The organism is Peribacillus sp. P4_B1, from assembly GCF_056402395.1.
In genome coordinates, this window is the sequence record NZ_JBFUHM010000032.1 from 1 (window position 1) to 15,089 (window position 15,089).

19 protein-coding genes and 1 other annotated feature are annotated in these 15,089 nt (G+C 37.7%); of the genes, 13 read left to right on the forward strand and 6 right to left on the reverse strand.

Going from position 1 to position 15,089, the window contains the following annotated elements:
• Together AC1DVK_RS17495 and AC1DVK_RS17500 are read left to right on the forward strand one after the other, a co-directional pair.
• On the forward strand, positions 1-235 hold a 235-nt coding region (locus AC1DVK_RS17495; RefSeq protein ID WP_477627009.1), incomplete at its 5' end, for a transposase.
• 211 nt (positions 236-446) lie between these two features.
• The gene (locus AC1DVK_RS17500) at positions 447-740 is read left to right on the forward strand and encodes a DUF6123 family protein (protein WP_477627010.1); all 294 of its coding nucleotides are present in this window, start codon (positions 447-449) and stop codon (positions 738-740) included.
• 44 nt (positions 741-784) lie between these two features.
• On the opposite strand, the gene AC1DVK_RS17505 is transcribed toward AC1DVK_RS17500, so the two are convergent.
• Positions 785-1,693 (reverse strand): DMT family transporter, encoded by a 909-nt coding sequence (locus AC1DVK_RS17505; protein ID WP_477627011.1) that lies wholly within the window; start codon positions 1,691-1,693, stop codon positions 785-787.
• Positions 1,690-2,091 (reverse strand): reverse transcriptase-like protein, encoded by a 402-nt coding sequence (locus AC1DVK_RS17510; protein ID WP_061463809.1) that lies wholly within the window; start codon positions 2,089-2,091, stop codon positions 1,690-1,692. Before AC1DVK_RS17510 ends, AC1DVK_RS17505 begins: the two co-directional genes overlap by 4 nt.
• A gap of 220 nt (positions 2,092-2,311) precedes the next feature.
• Here AC1DVK_RS17510 and AC1DVK_RS17515 point away from each other — a divergent pair, with 220 nt between their 5' ends.
• From AC1DVK_RS17515 to AC1DVK_RS17525, 3 genes are all read left to right on the forward strand, one after another.
• Positions 2,312-2,983, forward strand: coding sequence for a reverse transcriptase-like protein (locus AC1DVK_RS17515; protein ID WP_410860494.1), 672 nt, complete (start codon positions 2,312-2,314; stop codon positions 2,981-2,983).
• A 5-nt stretch (positions 2,984-2,988) separates the two neighbouring features.
• Positions 2,989-3,174, forward strand: a complete 186-nt coding sequence (locus AC1DVK_RS17520; RefSeq protein ID WP_477627012.1) for a zinc-finger domain-containing protein — start codon at positions 2,989-2,991, stop codon at positions 3,172-3,174.
• A gap of 84 nt (positions 3,175-3,258) precedes the next feature.
• Entirely contained in the window at positions 3,259-3,486 is a 228-nt protein-coding gene (locus tag AC1DVK_RS17525; protein ID WP_410860495.1) for a hypothetical protein, read from the forward strand.
• 16 nt (positions 3,487-3,502) lie between these two features.
• On the opposite strand, the gene AC1DVK_RS17530 is transcribed toward AC1DVK_RS17525, so the two are convergent.
• Positions 3,503-3,967: an RrF2 family transcriptional regulator gene (locus AC1DVK_RS17530; RefSeq protein WP_061463806.1), complete on the reverse strand. Its 465-nt coding sequence runs from the start codon at positions 3,965-3,967 to the stop codon at positions 3,503-3,505.
• Positions 3,968-4,137: 170 nt separating this feature from the next.
• Here AC1DVK_RS17530 and hmpA point away from each other — a divergent pair, with 170 nt between their 5' ends.
• The 4 genes from hmpA to AC1DVK_RS17550 all read left to right on the forward strand — a co-directional run bounded on the left by hmpA (position 4,138) and on the right by AC1DVK_RS17550 (position 8,574).
• Positions 4,138-5,346 carry an NO-inducible flavohemoprotein gene (gene hmpA, locus AC1DVK_RS17535; RefSeq protein WP_477627013.1) on the forward strand — a complete coding sequence of 403 codons (1,209 nt, stop codon included), beginning with the start codon at positions 4,138-4,140 and terminating at the stop codon, positions 5,344-5,346.
• Between the two features lie 61 nt (positions 5,347-5,407).
• Positions 5,408-5,622: a binding site (T-box leader), on the forward strand.
• Between the two features lie 56 nt (positions 5,623-5,678).
• Positions 5,679-6,767 carry a glutamate 5-kinase gene (gene proB, locus AC1DVK_RS17540; protein ID WP_061466127.1) on the forward strand — a complete coding sequence of 363 codons (1,089 nt, stop codon included), beginning with the start codon at positions 5,679-5,681 and terminating at the stop codon, positions 6,765-6,767.
• Positions 6,768-6,803: 36 nt separating this feature from the next.
• Positions 6,804-8,051 (forward strand): glutamate-5-semialdehyde dehydrogenase, encoded by a 1,248-nt coding sequence (locus AC1DVK_RS17545; protein WP_089363209.1) that lies wholly within the window; start codon positions 6,804-6,806, stop codon positions 8,049-8,051.
• A 79-nt stretch (positions 8,052-8,130) separates the two neighbouring features.
• Positions 8,131-8,574, forward strand: a complete 444-nt coding sequence (locus AC1DVK_RS17550; RefSeq protein ID WP_477627014.1) for a general stress protein — start codon at positions 8,131-8,133, stop codon at positions 8,572-8,574.
• 57 nt (positions 8,575-8,631) lie between these two features.
• Here AC1DVK_RS17550 and AC1DVK_RS17555 read toward each other — a convergent pair whose 3' ends face one another.
• Complete coding sequence (locus AC1DVK_RS17555) at positions 8,632-9,078, reverse strand: DUF5392 family protein (RefSeq protein WP_284470365.1); 447 nt, start codon at positions 9,076-9,078, stop codon at positions 8,632-8,634.
• 563 nt (positions 9,079-9,641) lie between these two features.
• Between AC1DVK_RS17555 and AC1DVK_RS17560 the strand changes: the two genes are divergently transcribed.
• Positions 9,642-10,022 carry a hypothetical protein gene (locus AC1DVK_RS17560; protein ID WP_250211678.1) on the forward strand — a complete coding sequence of 127 codons (381 nt, stop codon included), beginning with the start codon at positions 9,642-9,644 and terminating at the stop codon, positions 10,020-10,022.
• Positions 10,012-10,482: a hypothetical protein gene (locus tag AC1DVK_RS17565; RefSeq protein ID WP_318683090.1), complete on the forward strand. Its 471-nt coding sequence runs from the start codon at positions 10,012-10,014 to the stop codon at positions 10,480-10,482. Before AC1DVK_RS17560 ends, AC1DVK_RS17565 begins: the two co-directional genes overlap by 11 nt.
• A 157-nt stretch (positions 10,483-10,639) precedes the next feature.
• Here the strand turns inward: AC1DVK_RS17565 and AC1DVK_RS17570 are convergent, their stop codons facing one another.
• Positions 10,640-11,215 (reverse strand): DUF2238 domain-containing protein, encoded by a 576-nt coding sequence (locus AC1DVK_RS17570; protein WP_061463799.1) that lies wholly within the window; start codon positions 11,213-11,215, stop codon positions 10,640-10,642.
• Between the two features lie 4 nt (positions 11,216-11,219).
• Positions 11,220-11,801 carry a DUF2238 domain-containing protein gene (locus AC1DVK_RS17575; protein ID WP_477627015.1) on the reverse strand — a complete coding sequence of 194 codons (582 nt, stop codon included), beginning with the start codon at positions 11,799-11,801 and terminating at the stop codon, positions 11,220-11,222.
• Between the two features lie 1,083 nt (positions 11,802-12,884).
• Between AC1DVK_RS17575 and AC1DVK_RS17580 the strand changes: the two genes are divergently transcribed.
• Together AC1DVK_RS17580 and AC1DVK_RS17585 are read left to right on the forward strand one after the other, a co-directional pair.
• Complete coding sequence (locus AC1DVK_RS17580) at positions 12,885-13,238, forward strand: GNAT family N-acetyltransferase (RefSeq protein ID WP_477627016.1); 354 nt, start codon at positions 12,885-12,887, stop codon at positions 13,236-13,238.
• Between the two features lie 859 nt (positions 13,239-14,097).
• Positions 14,098-15,084 (forward strand): SIS domain-containing protein, encoded by a 987-nt coding sequence (locus AC1DVK_RS17585; RefSeq protein WP_089363220.1) that lies wholly within the window; start codon positions 14,098-14,100, stop codon positions 15,082-15,084.
• Positions 15,085-15,089 lie beyond the last annotated feature (5 nt).

Consider the following 15,089-nt stretch of genomic DNA (forward strand, 5'->3'; position numbering starts at 1 on the left):
AACACATGTGGAAGAAGCAGATCATCTGCGTCATCATCAAGATGTAAAAACTATATATGCGAAACGTAAAGAAACGATTGAGCGTGTATTCGCAGATGCAAAAGAAAAGCATGGTATGCGTTGGACAACTTTAAGGGGACTTAAAAAATTGTCGATGCAGGCGWTGCTTACTTTCGCTGCCATTAATTTAAAGAAGATGGCCAATTGGACATGGGGAGGTCCAAAAATGGCMTAACATAGTGGGCTCATAGAGCCCCAATCTCTTACCTTCAGGCAAAAATTCAAAGGGAATCTCAAAAAGGGGTTCGGAATTTTTTAATTCCGAACCCCTATTGTCTACAAACTGCGGAGCTCCCCAATGGGAGCTCCTTTAATTTATACGGTGAATTTTTTGTCGAAAAATGGATAGTCAAAATCTTTGATATACGGTAAGATGAAAATAAGGCATGAAGTATGGAGTGGATGCAAAAGTGGCGAGATCAACTGAAGAGTATGTTAGTTTTTTAGAGGGTAAGGGATTCACTTTTGGTAGCGACGATATTGGTTTTATTTATTTTGGTAAGCGCTACACGGAAGCAAGTGATATTTTAGTCAATGCAGCAATAGAATTGACTTTGAAGGTTCAAAAGAGTTTTGATGGCAGCTTTTATATTTCCTTTTTGGAAAACTTAAAACAAAATGGTATTAAAACCCGCAGTGAAGCAGTATCGTTTGCAAAAGAACAGGGGCTGCTTAAATAAATCGGACTTCGTTACTTTGAAGTCCGATTTATTTTTATGGCTTTTCAAGAAAACTCCTTTGCTATCGGTTTCTTTTTATTAGCAGGCAGATCAGCAAGTATCATCCCCAAGAAAATGAATGCACAGCCAATGATGGAAGCGGAAGTCAATTTTTCCCCTATCAATATGTATGAGGATAACGCAGCAAAAACCGGTTCCATTGAAAAAATCAATGCGACTCTCGTAGGTGTCGTATAGGCTTGGAAGAAGGTTTGTGCGAAAAAGGCGAACGCAGTGGCAAGGGCTGCCGTAACCAATAAAGCAGTCCATACGTCTTTCTGTAACATGACCTCTGAGCTGAAGATGATAGAATGATTCTCATTGAAAATGAAGGCTGAAACATAGGATAATAAAGATACGGTGGAAATCTGAATCAGCGTCAACGGTAATGCGGGAAGGGTCTTGGCATATCTAGCAGTCGTAATGATCTGCATGGCAAAACTTATTGCGCATAAAAATACCAATAAATCACCGATATTCAAATTGGACCGGTCAGCGAACGTCATTAAATAAAGCCCAACGGTTGCGGCAGTGACACCTATAATTGTATTACGGGAAAGCCTATGTTTTAAAAGAAGCAGAGAAAAAACCGGTACCATGACGACACTTAATCCCGTTATGAAGCCTGTCTTCGCAGGAGTAGTATAATTCAATCCGATTGTTTGAAGCCCAAAGCCTATAAAAAGCCAAACTCCGATATGAAACCCAGCTTTAAAAAGGCCCTTATTCCAGGTTTTTCCCTTTTTGTGTAAAGTCGATATATAAGGGATAAGCAAGAAAACGAAGGCCATGAAGAAACGGACGGCATTGAACGTGAATGGTTCAAGAAAAGATAGGGCATTTTGAACCATTACAAACGTGACGCCCCAGATGAATACAACGAATAATAATGAAAAATCAGCTGTCTTGTTCATGAATTTCCTAAAGCTTTATTCAAGCGAATGGCCCGTCTTGCCAACTCATCCGCGGATTTGTTTTCGAGATTTGGAATCCATTTTATGAAAAATAATTCAAGCTCGTCGGAAAGCTTTAGAGCCCTTTCCAGCAATATGGCATACTTATTTTTTGCAAATCTTTTTTCAATGGCCTGGTTGATGGCTTGGGAGTCAGTACGAAAAGAAACGATTTGATACTTATTGGCTACACAAATTTCCAATGCTTTGATTAAAGCATGGTACTCCGCTTCATGGTTTTCCATATTTCCAAGCGGAAAGGAATGCCGCTCAACCACACCGTTATTATTAATGAAAACACCTGCGCCGCTCGGCCCTGGATTGCCCGCACTGGCACCATCAATATACACTTCGATCAAGATGTGCTCCTCCTCGAGTTTAACAGTTAATATACTATGATAAAAAAACATTTCATATAAAATTAAAATTGAAACATGAGAATTTCAGCCTGGTATGGGAACTATAATTAAAAGATGATTCAATTGCTTACATTATATTATAAATGGTATACCGAAAAAAAGGTATGAAAATTGTAAGCTGTTCTGCATGAATGGTGAATGGATAAGGAGCTGGAAATCTTTGAAGGTAATTATGCAATGGACATATCATGCTTCAAAAAAACCATCTGCCGATTTCGTTTCGGATTGGCTTGATGCCGGGACTGCACTGGTCATTACGGAAGACCTTGAAAAGGCAGGAAGGCTGAAAGAAGTGGAATTCAAGGATGAATTCGATACAGTATGGACAAAGAAGGAGCTAAAAAAACTCCTGACTGAAGTTGAGGAGGAGCCTCAGGATGTGACGGTTTTTTTTGATGGCGGTTTTCAAAAAGATGAAAAGGTGGCAGGGATCGGTGTTGCCATTTATTTTCGTCAAGGTAAGAAGTTCTGGAGGGTACGCACCAACGTGAAATTGGAGCAATTCGAATCTAATAATGAAGCGGAATATGCGGCCTTTCATGAAGCGGTCAGGCAGATGGACGAACTTGGAATCCACCATCAAAGCTGTGTATTTAAAGGGGATTCCCTAGTTGTCTTAAATCAACTTTCCGGTGAATGGCCATGTATGGAAGAAAACTTAAATAAATGGCTGGACCGCATTGAAGCGAAACTGGATGAGTTAAAGATCATTCCGGTCTATAAGCCAATTTCCCGAAAAGAGAACCAGGAAGCCGATCGCCTGGCAACACTTGCTCTTCAGGGAAAAGCCATTTTCAGCAAAATAGAAATTGCTGGGTCAAAGGAGACATAACAACAATGAACAGGAAAAAAATATATGAAGAAGTGGAAGATGTTCTCGCTTCATTTTGCCAAGATTGTTTTTTACGAAAGCATTTTCGAAAAGAGAAGGGGCGTTCATATGCCCATCAGTTCTGTATTTCAGAGTGTACAGTTGGTGAAAAATTAAAACAGCTGGGAAATGAACTTAGTGACCCTTCGTAAGTAGCGAAAATTGCTTTCATCATCACACAAAGTCATGGAGGATATAGTATTATAGGCCATGCCGTTTTTAGGGTGATTGAGCAAATGAAAAGTGATATGTTCGGTAAATTCAATCCTGAAATCCTGCTGGAGTTTAAAATCCGATTAATGACCACCTTGGTCGAAAAAGAAGTCATGCTTACTAATAAACGAACCTGGACGATCATTATGATCAATCCGTACGATCCCCTTAAAGTTTTAATAAAAACCAGTGAAGGGATCATTGATTTGCGGGTGGAAAAGGAATGGCGGATCGAACGGATCATCGGTTAATGAAAAAAGAGCCCGATTATAAAAAATCGGGCTCTTCATCATTCTGCTTTACCGAATCGAAATAGGCTTTGAGCATCACTTTATTTTCGCTGAAGTCTGCAATCGTATATTGATCAAGGACCTGTAGAAAAGCATCCAAGGCATTATTAAGGACAAATTTCAATGAACAAACGGGAGAAATCACACAGTTATCGTGATCTTTAAAACATTCCACTAGATAAAAGTCCTCTTCGGTTTTCCGCACCAGTTCCCCTACATTTATGTCAGCAGGTGATTTTGCAAGCCGGAAACCGCCATTTCTTCCGCGTATCGTCTCAATATAGCCTAGTTTACCTAGATTATGAACAATCTTCATCAAATGATTTTTAGATAGTTGATAAACTTCAGAAATCTCTTTTATATTTGATAATTTGCTTTGGTCGTGGGAAGCCAGGTAAATCAACACTCTAAGTGAGTAATCGGAATAACTCGTCAACCTCATGTTTATCGCCTCACATTCTATCCCCATTTGACTATATCATAAATGTGAACATTTTATAAACATGAAAACATAATTTCTAAAAAGATGTATTAAAAATATTGCTTTTAATGCAATTAAGTTCTAATATAAACATGTATTAAAAATACTTGTTTAAGAAGAGGGGTTTATTTATGCTATCCCAGAAAACGATCGATATTATAAAATCAACCGTACCTGTTTTAGAAGTGCATGGTACAACTATAACAACTGTATTCTATAAAAATCTTTTCGAAGCACATCCTGAATTATTAAATGTCTTTAATCATGCCAATCAAAAAAAAGGGCGCCAGCAAAATGCACTAGCCAACACGGTTTTGGCAGCAGCCAAATATATAGATCAACTTGAAACGATTTTACCTGCAGTGAAGCAAATAGCACAAAAACATAGAAGTCTCGCAGTTAAAGCTGAACATTATCCCATTGTAGGAGAACATCTATTAGGTGCAATCAAGGAAGTATTACAAGATTCGGCGACAGAAGAAATCCTTCAAGCTTGGGGAGAGGCGTATGGAGTCATTGCGGATGTTTTCATTAGCATCGAAAAGGAAATGTACGACGAAGCTTCCAATCAGGTCGGAGGATGGTCTGATTTCAAACGATTCACAGTGGTGGAAAAAGTACGGGAAAGTGACGTAATCACATCCTTTTATCTAAAGCCAACAGATGGAGATAAGGTTCCGGCATTTCTTCCGGGACAATATATTACCGTTCGGATAGAGATACCGGGTGAATCGTACTTATTCAACCGTCAGTATAGTTTATCTGATGTTCCGGGAAAAGATTATTTCCGTATTTCCGTTAAAAAAGAAAAGCCGGGAACCTCACCTGATGGAAGAGTCTCTAACTACTTGCATGAATCCATTCAGATGGGTGACAGTATTGACGTAACGGCTCCTGCAGGTGATTTCACCATCGACTTGGATAAACGAACACCGGCAGTATTCTTGAGCGGGGGCGTTGGCATAACGCCTTTCATGAGCATGGTCCATGCGGTAGCTGAACAAACACCTGAGCGTGATGTACAATTCATTCATGCAACCGATAATGGCCATTTACAGCCGTTCAGAATGGAACTGACAGAACTAGGACACAAGCTTACCAACTATGAATTATCCTTTGTCTTTAAAAATCCGAGTGAGGATGATAAGAACCTCCCGAATTTTGAAAAAGAAGGGTATATTGATAAGGAATTAGTGAGCAGTTTTGTTAAACCTGAAGCTGATTATTATGTGTGTGGCCCTGTTCCTTTCATGAAGGCGATCATCACTTACCTGAAAGAATTGGGGATAGATACGGATAAAATTCACTATGAGTTCTTCGGCCCGGCAATGGCGCTTTAATGTTATTCATGTTAGGAAGGTTATTGACATCAAGAAGATTTTTTTGCATACTATATTAAAACAATGAACGTTGAGAGAAGATTAGTATGCGAAAATCACTGTGACAGAGAGCGGGGTCAATTGCTGGAAGACCCGCGACAGGAAAGCGCAGAACCTGCTTCTTGAGTCCTATGCAAAACATAGGCGCAAATCCTGGCGTTATCAGGCAAAGTGGAATGCATGTACTTGCATTCAATGAAGGTGGTACCACGGAGAGCAGCCCTTTTCGTCCTTATTTCGAGGATGAAAAGGGCTTTTTTTCATGTCTAAGATATTTATTGGAGGAAAAATCGATGGAAAAGAAACGCATCGTTGTAAAGATAGGAAGTAGTTCTTTAACCAACACACAAGGTGAAATCGACCAAACAAAATTTTCCGATCATATCCAGGCAGTGGCAGCATTAAGGAAGGCGGGACATGAAGTTGTCCTTGTTTCATCAGGTGCTGTAGCGACAGGTTTTCGCAAGCTCGGTTATCCTACGAGACCTGTCACTCTCAAAGGAAAACAAGCTGCTGCAGCTGTAGGGCAAAGCCTATTGATTCAATCATATATGGAACAATTAGGGCACTTTGGAATCGTTCCGGCTCAGATTTTATTAACAAGGAAAGATTTCTCGAAAAAAGAAAGATATAAAAATGCATATGCAACATTGATGGAATTGCTTGAACGCGGCATCCTCCCGATTATTAATGAAAATGATACAGTATCAGTCGAGGAGTTGACTTTCGGTGATAATGATATGCTATCCGCCTTAGTAAGCGGGTTAGTCCACGCCAACAACTTGATCATTTTAACGGACATTAATGGGCTCTATGATTCCAATCCACAGACAAACCCAGGGGCCAAACGATTTGAAAAGCTTTCCGAAGTAACGTCGGATTTATTGCAAATGGCAGAAGGTGCGGGATCTAATGTTGGAACCGGGGGAATGAAATCGAAGCTGATTGCAGCCCAAACTGCGTTGTCTCTTGGAGTGAAAGTATTCATCGGTTCTGGTGTGGGGAGCGAAAAACTACTAACTATCCTTGAAGGCAATGGTGATGGCACATATATTGGGAATGATGTCTTGACGACGGTAACGAAAAACAAACAGTGGATATCCCTTCATTCACAAGTATCCGGAAAAATTTTCGTTGATGAAGGTGCCGAAAGGGCTTTAGTTTCAAATGGGAGCAGTCTACTACCAGCTGGAATTTATGAAATTAAAGGAGTATTCAATAAGGGGGATGTCGTCGAGGTCTTTGGTGCAAATGGGTTATTGGGCAGGGGTGAGGTCCTTTATTCCGACGAAGAATTAAAGCAGGCTATGGGCAAGCGGACAACCGAGCTTGTGATCACTTCCATAGAAGTGATCCATCGCGATAAATGGGTGAGAGCATAGGTAATCAATTTTAGAGAAAGAAAAGGGGGCATTAAAATGAGTGAAGTGACTGCGAAAGGAAAGGCAGCCAAAAAAGCCAGTTATCAGCTAATTGGATTGACTACGGAAAAGAAGAATGAGGCACTTGGAAAAATTGCTAAGCAAATTGTTAACGATAAAGATCATTTGATAAAAGAAAATCAAAAGGATCTAGAAGAAGGCAGGAAAAAAGGTTTCAGTGAGTCGATATTAGATCGAATAATGTTAAATGTTAATCGTATTGATGACATGGCAGCTGCAATTAGGCTTTTAATCGATTTAAAAGATCCAATTGGAGAAAAATTGGAGACTATCGAAAAAGAAAATGGTTTATTGATTAAAAAGTTACGAGTGCCGATCGGTGTAATCGGAATGATTTATGAAGCAAGGCCAAATGTGACCATCGATGCAGCTACATTATCCTTGAAAACGGGGAATGCGGTCCTTTTAAGAGGCAGCTCTTCAGCCAAATACTCCAATATGGCACTGATCTCTTCCATTCATAAGGCTTTAGAGAATACGGAAATTCCTGTAGAGGCTATTCAGTTAATCGAGGATACGAGTCGGGAATCCGCTAAGGAACTTTTTCATCTTAATGAGTATTTAGATGTTTTGATTCCTCGTGGTGGAAAGAATTTAATTGAAACGGTCATTAAGGAGTCCACTGTTCCCGTCCTTGAAACGGGATCAGGCAATTGCCATATCTTCATCGATCAGACAGCAGATGTCACGATGGTCGAGAAAATTGTCTTAAACGGTAAAACACAGCGACCTTCCGTATGCAATGCAATTGAGGGCCTTCTTATTCACGAAAAATGGTTTGAAGAAAATGGAAAGCTGATTTTGGAAATCCTGGATGAAAAGGGTATTGAAGTATATGGAGACGAAGTGGTTTGCAGCGCTTTTCCGAGAGCGAAAAAAGCAACGGAGGATGATTGGTCAACAGAGTACCTAGCATTAAAAATCAGCGTGAAAATTGTAAACGGTGTATCGGATGCAATTGAACACATTAACCGATACGGTTCCAAGCATTCTGAAGCAATCCTAACGAGAGATGAACAAAACGCTTCCATATTTTTGAATAAAGTAGATGCGGCAGCAGTTTATCACAATGCTTCCACCCGTTTTACCGATGGTTTTGAATTCGGTTATGGTGCAGAAATCGGCATTTCCACACAAAAGCTCCATGCACGTGGACCAATGGGTTTACCGGCCTTAACATCAAGCAAGTATTTCATTTATGGTCAGGGGCAAACCAGGGAGTGAAATTCATTTTTCCATCGTAGGTTATTAAAACTCAATTAAGGGTATTGTATAATACATTACTTTTAAAGGAGCAGATACCATGGACAATAGGTTTATAGCAATATATGAGAATGAAAATGAAGCAATTTCAGCAGTCGAAAATTTAAAGGAACAAGGATATACATCCGATCAAATATCAGTAGTTGCCAAAAAAATTGATAAATTACCAAATGAAGCCGAGGAAGTCAGCCCAACAAAGCCTGATGGATTCGTAGCAGGGGCAGCGGCCGGCGGAGCTGTCGGTTTGACAGGCTTACTTATTGGAATGAGTGCATTGGCAATACCTGGAATTGGTCCGATTTTGGCAGCAGGCCCGATTTTCGCCACTTTTGGCGGAGCCGCTGCCGGGGCAGCTTCAGGAGCAGGCGGATTGAGGAAGCCATTATTGAATATTGGACTGGAGGAAGCTGAAGTCGATCGATATGTGGAAGATATCAAGTCCGGAAAAATCCTTGTCATTGCAGATCCCGTTTTAAGTAAATGAATATCGTAAGAAAAATCCCCTTATGACCTCTCATAAGGGGATTTTTTTTGTCCTTCTTTATTCATTATGGAAAGATTTATTCTTCCTTTGTTGTTCTTCCGCAAGAAACTCCAAAAAGACATTCATTGCAGATAGCGGCTGCTCATTTACCTTTTTATAGTAATTACTTTTCCTGGCATCGGTTAAGTAGTTGCTTTCTTTCATTCTCTCCAGCATATGCTTTTGGCTCATTTTCACTATTTCTTTTTGGTTGTGTTTGTTTTCCTTTAAAAGGGCAAATCCAATAGCACCCACTAATGCATATATTGCAAGAGCAATTTTAGAGATTGGGTATGAGTCGTTTTTAAATAAAAGAAAAAATAGATTTATGATGGAAAACCCTATCATTACGGTTGAAAAAAAACTGTATTTCATATTTTTCTTCAATAATGGGGACAGTTTTGATTGAAGTTTTTCGATTTCGGATTGCATGAAACGCGGTATATTATTTATCTTAATATTCATGGTTTCCTCCTTAATATGCATTCTTGAAATATGAAATTTGTATTGGTTACCTTTTGTTTCATTTCATGGTCGGTACGGTATATTTTACACGAATTTTTTAAGGAATCAGGAAAAGGAACCTAATTGTCTATATCTTATCGCTTAGATACTGATTTGTCATTTATTATACTTCAATATTAAGGAATCAATCTGGGGAAACTAATATTAGTAAAGTATTCTTCAATTTTCATAAACTTATCAAAGGAAATTTTTCCTGCTTACAGGATTGTGCTGTTAGCGTGGGCCAAATACTAACATTATAAAAAACCTTCATCATTTTGACCTAACTGGCCCTAAATAGCGAGTCCTTTTTTTATGGTAATATTGTCCTTATATGGTATAATAGTTACAGAGAAGGAGTGTGTTAGCTATTGATAAACCTGAAAACATGCTAATTATTCCTTTTTTATATTTGTTACGTGACTATTATCGTATTTAGTACTTTTAAATCGAGTTTTTGAACAAATCAATATATAATTAGAAAGCGAGATAATAGATTTAAATTTATTAAGGAGGGACATAGAATGATGGAATGGGCTCTAATCATTTTGTTTGGTGTAGCAGTTTTACTGTTCATTTTATCGTTTATTAAAAAGGATTCTGTAAAAGTGGACAGTCAATTGGAACAGCTTGCTATCACTTTTGGAAATGAAATGAATGTATTACAGGAAAAAATCAGGAACATCGAGATAGATGCTGAAATTACGGTGCAAGAGGCAGGCATTCTTGCAATGTCTTCCGAAAAGCGGAACTTGTTGCGTGAAGTACTCGACCTACATAAGCGAGGCTATTCATTTGAAAGCATCGCACTGAAAACAAAACAGACGGAAAATGAGATAGAAGGCTTGCTTACTCCTTACATTAAAACGAAGAGTGAAAGGAGAAATGTGGCCAATGACATCTAAATCAATGCGCAGCTTTGCCGGTGGCCTTATTGTTGCGGCAGGTTTGTGCGGTGCAGTGTATTTCTTTGGTCCAAGTGAAGCGACGGGCACTCCAGAGAAACTAACAGAAGATGAGATGAAAGAATCTCTGGCTTCTGAAGGGTATGTCATACATACAGAAAAAGAATGGGAAGATGAGATTGCTGAAGCAAAGTCGATTAAAGATAAAGCGGAAGCTGAAAAAGAAAATGTAAAAGAACCAACAGAGAAAGTCATATATCGCACAGTTCTGAGAGTGTCTAAAGGCTCGACAAGTATCGATGTGGGTAAAACCCTTCAAAAAGCAAAAGTCATTAAGAATGCCAATAAGTTTTCAGACGAGGTTGAAAAGAAAGGCAAGGCCAACGGACTACGACCTGGAACATATGTGGTAGATAGTGAGATGACGACGGATAAGATCATATCCATCATATTTAAATGACCATAAAAACCGGCCATCCATGTGATGGCCGGTTTTTATATGCAGTCAACTCAATATTACCATTTCAATACTTAAGATTTGATTAGCCGATTTTTGCATAAACCTTTAACAATTAAGATGAGATGAAATGGAAGATTGTTAAAACATGTGAACTTTTTCATGTTTTCCTTACCTTAACCTTTGTCCGAACTCCGGCCCACATTGCAATAATGAGACCTCCAACAGTATCGGCGATTAAATCTGTCATTGTATCTTTATTTCCTCCGCCTTGTAATGTCATTCCGAATAATTGATCAGAACTAAATTCGTAGATTTCCCATATAACACCACCAAGTGCTGCGAAAGAGAGGGTAAACAAAAAGACAAACCAGGGGGATATCCCATTACCTGCATTTCTGTGTACCAAACGTTCATATAAAGCAATTGCAGTAAAAGCAAGAAGGGATCCACTTAGAAAATGTAAGAATGTATCCCACCACCCCAGTCCATACCAGCCTAAAATAGATCCTAAATATTGTGAACCGAACAAGAAGATTAAATAGGAAATGATAATGGGCAAATTGAATTGAAGCTTAGTAAATAGGGCCAATAGCAGGGGAATTGCTCCACAAACCACACCACCTATCGAAACAAGGGATTTGAAAGTTTCATCAGTTGTATAGTAAAAGATAGATAAAGCTGCCATGAAAAGTACATAGACCAAACTAAATGAAATAACTAACTTACGATTCATATGATTACCTCTGCAAATTATCATGATTTTTTTGTACACTAGAATAAATGGAGATAAGAAGACCGCCAGTAAGACCGAAAATCATATCGTACATAGTATCTTTATTACCGCCTCGCTGCATGGTTTGAGTAAAAGTCAGGTCTCCTGCGAACTCATAGACTTCCCAAAGAACAGTGGCAGTGACTGAAAGTGAGAGAACAAATAGAAAGATGACCCAACTTGAAATATCTTTTCGCGCCMCTTGAGGGATTAAAAATTTATAGAGAGCAATTCCAACAAAACCGATAAAAATGCCCTTGTAGAAATGAAGGGTGGAGTCCCACCATTTAAAATCCACATAAAAATTTGCGATTGACCCTAAAAATGTCGTACAGAAAACAAAAACATAAAAACCAATAATGATCGGAATGTTAAAGGGATTATGTTTAACAAATAATAATGAAATGGGCAAGGCACTTATCAATATACCCCCAAGAGCTACCATCCATCGGGAAGAATCATCTTTAATGAGGTAAAAGATGAATAAAACAGTCATAAATACTACAAAAACTAAACTAAGAATAATGATTATTTTGTGTTTCAACATACCACCTCATTCATAACATTCATTGGATCATCCTATTGTATTCAACCAAAATGCAACGGTGAAAATGGATTTTTTCGAATTTCCAGCCTTTTTTTATGATGATCTTTATTTGCCGCCAACTCGCATTATTATAATTACTTTGCTACTATAAGTGCTTTCTTTATAGTGGGCCCAAGAACCAAGATATCCAGAATGATAACCAGAATTAAAATGATTCCTCCGATCAATATCAGGTAAAAAAGCTTTATTCCTTTAGTGAACTTTGAAGGGAAAATCATTAAATATATAACAGGTTTAGTTAGATTTACCAAAATGAGCTGGATGTTTTGTATATGGCTTAAGGATGCTAGAAATTTTTAAAAAATAGTAAGTAATATGAAGGAAATGTCCAACCTTACTTTCAAGACAACAACTACTACAGCTAAAGGAGAAGGGGTATGTAAAACAGCCTTTCCAACTAAATACAAAGGATTAAATGTTGAAACGATCAGGCATTCACCTTTTTTTTGTTCCTTCCTTCTTAATACTTCTTATTTTTGGCCATTCATATTCAAGTTATTCATACAGAAATTAATTGCCCTTCTTCAACAATTCATCACCGTTTCATTCGGTCTCAATTTTTCTGTCTTTTTCCTAAAAATCCCAATATATTCATTAGAACCGATTCCATTGGTGAAGGTATGGAATCTATCGCGAAATCGCTTTAAAAGAAAAACAATGAATTGCCATTACGAATTATATATTGCTGTTTTCATATTACTCTTATTCAAGAAACAAAATCGCAACCTGGTTTGGAAAAAAAGTGTAGTACTCAGATATGTATTATGTTCGCTTGTTTTTTTAAAATGACACTCCATTTGTATAGTTCCTTTGAGTGGCACGATTCTTGCATATAATTGTTGGTATATCGAATATATAGGAGAAAGGAAGAGAGTAGGAAACTGTTAGACACATAATTAATGAAAAACATTTAAGCCCTTGGTTATCAAGCATATTGGAATGGTTTATATGTCAGAAAGTTAATCCTGATTCATAAAGGGAAAGCGAAGCAATTAAACTTAAAAAGGTTAGGAGTAAATTAGTATGAAAATACCAGTGGAAAATATAGTAGAGTTAACTGTAGAACATCAATTCTTACAGGCTTATCCTATATTTAGTCAGTTACGTCCTGATTTGACTTTAATGGAATATCTAGAATTAGTAAATGATATGCGTAAGGAGGGTAAACAGTTATTTGCTTTATATCATGATACAAGTATCGTAGCATTAGCAGGTGTTAGCTGGCGTGAAGATCCATATAATGAACGCTATATTTATGTACAAGATTTGGTTACTGATGTAAATCATCGTCCTAGTGGCCTTGGATATAGTCTGCTCAGTTATATACATAATTGGGCAAAAGAATATGGAGCTGAATATATTACATTGGAATCTTGAATTCGGCGCCTTGACGCCAAAATGTACAATTTTTTTAGGATGGGGAAGGTACCTATTGGGTGTAGATTTTTTTTCGTACATAGGATGAATTTTTACGACTTCTAGATTGAAGGGGAAATGGAGGACAAAACCATTATGAAGTTAAGGTTGGAAAAACAAATAAACTTGGGATGAAACATACATCAGAACAAGTTAAAGGAGAAAAAATCCATGCACCTATTCAAAGGAATGGGTGCCCTGCCATCCAAAAATTAATTGAAAGCTTATACAAACTCTGCATTGAGGAATCTCTGCAGGGTTTTTCTTCATTTATCTTTTTTGTGACCCTAAACCATCCAACTTTTTGCCACTTAGTACAACAAGGGAAAATTGAAGTCGTTGATCTCAAAAATATAATAGATTATGCGCATATTGGCAATCTATGCATTTATTCATAGGAGACTTTTAAACATAAACTTCCAATGAATTTGATTGAGATTGTGATTCAGGATGCCTATAAACGATTAGATGAGGTAACTGTCGCCCTTTATGGACTCGCCTTAGGACTAGTTCAATTGCTAGGTTTGCAATGTTACAAAAATCCTTTTTTTTCATTAACCTACAATTTTTTAACATCACGATATAGTGCATTATCAAATTTCATTTCCAGTTTGGTAATTATTAGTAATATTAGGTGAATCGAAAGGTGGCTTGCATCACATTTGATGTTAAAGTGGGCGTTTCATAACAAAAGAAACTGCAATGTAAAGGATAAATGAAATATTCTGACAAATATATTGACTAAAGAAAGACTATGAATTAATATAACAATATATAACATTACATAATGTTGTATATCAAATATTGAAGGAGTGGGAAAATGAGTAAATCTGTTATTAATGTAAAAAGTAATGTAAAAACAGTATTGGATCAATTAAAGGGTAGGAAAATTAACAATATTTATTTTGTAGCATGCGGGGGATCTTCTGCCATTATGTATTCAGCTAAGTATATACTGGATCGTGAAGCTAAAAATATAACTTCCGATCTATATAGTTCAAATGAGTTTATACATCGTAATCCACAACAATTAGGGAAGGAATCTTTAGTAATTTTATGCTCTATGTCTGGAACAACTCCTGAAACAGCAGAAGCGGCTAAGTTTGCAAAAAGTAAAGGTGCGTTTACAGTGGCATTAACGAACGAACCAGCATCACCATTGGCCCAAAATTCGGACCTTTATATTAAATATGAATGGGGTAACGGTGTAAATGCCTTTGATACAAACCTCAGTGTTTTATATCAACTAGTTTTTGGTGTACTTCATATAGCGGAAAACAATGAGAAGTTTGGAAAACTAGTATCAAGTTTAGAGAACTTACAGCCAGTGTATGAAAAAGCTCTACAGCAAGAAGCTTCTAATGCAAGAGTATTCGCCCAATCTCATGCAAAAGAACCTGTTATCTATACAATGGCCAGTGGTTCCAACTATGGGACAGCCTATTCTTTCAGTATTTGTATCTTAATGGAAATGCAATGGATACACTCACATGCCATTCATGCTGGTGAGTACTTCCATGGACCATTCGAAATTATTGACGAAAATGTACCGTTTATCATTCTATTGGGATTGGATGAAACAAGACCGTTAGAAGAAAGAGCGTTATCTTTTTCTCAGCGTTATGGCAAAAAGCTAACTGTGTTAGATGCAAAACAGTATGATCTTGGTGGTATCGATGAAGAAGTAAAAGGATATATTGCGCCGCTAATCTTAAATCGTGTATTGCGTCAATATGCAGAAGAATTAGCGGAAGCGCGTAATCATCCTTTAAGCAAGAGACGTTATATGTGGAAAGTAGAATACTAATAGCT

Bases quoted from the DNA above. Each gene is read 5' to 3' on its own strand.
- AC1DVK_RS17520 (WP_477627012.1), top strand. From the start codon at position 2,989: ATGAACAGGAAAAAAATATATGAAGAAGTGGAAGATGTTCTCGCTTCA.
- AC1DVK_RS17505 (WP_477627011.1), bottom strand. From the start codon at position 1,693: ATGAACAAGACAGCTGATTTTTCATTATTATTCGTTGTATTCATCTGG.
- AC1DVK_RS17580 (WP_477627016.1), top strand. From the start codon at position 12,885: ATGAAAATACCAGTGGAAAATATAGTAGAGTTAACTGTAGAACATCAA.
- AC1DVK_RS17500 (WP_477627010.1), top strand. From the start codon at position 447: ATGAAGTATGGAGTGGATGCAAAAGTGGCGAGATCAACTGAAGAGTAT.
- AC1DVK_RS17565 (WP_318683090.1), top strand. From the start codon at position 10,012: ATGACATCTAAATCAATGCGCAGCTTTGCCGGTGGCCTTATTGTTGCG.
- AC1DVK_RS17560 (WP_250211678.1), top strand. From the start codon at position 9,642: ATGATGGAATGGGCTCTAATCATTTTGTTTGGTGTAGCAGTTTTACTG.
- AC1DVK_RS17555 (WP_284470365.1), bottom strand. From the start codon at position 9,078: ATGAATATTAAGATAAATAATATACCGCGTTTCATGCAATCCGAAATC.
- AC1DVK_RS17570 (WP_061463799.1), bottom strand. From the start codon at position 11,215: ATGAATCGTAAGTTAGTTATTTCATTTAGTTTGGTCTATGTACTTTTC.
- AC1DVK_RS17545 (WP_089363209.1), top strand. From the start codon at position 6,804: ATGAGTGAAGTGACTGCGAAAGGAAAGGCAGCCAAAAAAGCCAGTTAT.
- AC1DVK_RS17525 (WP_410860495.1), top strand. From the start codon at position 3,259: ATGAAAAGTGATATGTTCGGTAAATTCAATCCTGAAATCCTGCTGGAG.
- AC1DVK_RS17585 (WP_089363220.1), top strand. From the start codon at position 14,098: ATGAGTAAATCTGTTATTAATGTAAAAAGTAATGTAAAAACAGTATTG.
- AC1DVK_RS17530 (WP_061463806.1), bottom strand. From the start codon at position 3,967: ATGAGGTTGACGAGTTATTCCGATTACTCACTTAGAGTGTTGATTTAC.
- proB (WP_061466127.1), top strand. From the start codon at position 5,679: ATGGAAAAGAAACGCATCGTTGTAAAGATAGGAAGTAGTTCTTTAACC.
- AC1DVK_RS17550 (WP_477627014.1), top strand. From the start codon at position 8,131: ATGGACAATAGGTTTATAGCAATATATGAGAATGAAAATGAAGCAATT.
- hmpA (WP_477627013.1), top strand. From the start codon at position 4,138: ATGCTATCCCAGAAAACGATCGATATTATAAAATCAACCGTACCTGTT.